The sequence below is a fragment of the Klebsiella sp. K47 genome (assembly GCF_051858335.1).
GTDB lineage: Bacteria > Pseudomonadota > Gammaproteobacteria > Enterobacterales > Enterobacteriaceae > Klebsiella > Klebsiella pneumoniae.
Window position 1 is genome coordinate 1 of the sequence record NZ_JBPYUI010000533.1, and the last position, 215, is coordinate 215.

The following is a 215-nucleotide window of genomic DNA, read 5'->3' on the forward strand; positions in this document are numbered from 1 at the left end:
GCCGCTTCGACATCACCGCTACCTCGCTGCTGTCGCGCACCGACGAGCAGCTCGCGCAGTGCCCGGGCGAAGGCCAGCTGCTGCTGCGCCTGGAAGACGACGGCCCGGCCGAGGGCAAGCGGGCGATCTTCAACGTGGACATCTTCAACCCGTGCTGGCTGTGGAAGGATGCGGACGTGGACGGCATCGCCAAGCTGCGCGTGCGTGCCGGACAG

At 68.8% G+C, this 215-nt stretch carries 1 protein-coding gene; it reads left to right on the forward strand.

All coding sequences use genetic code 11. The annotated features are described in order from the left end of the window. Positions 1-215, forward strand: a 215-nt coding sequence (locus RRF55_RS29110; RefSeq protein ID WP_439419467.1) for a hypothetical protein, incomplete at both ends; no start/stop codon positions are given.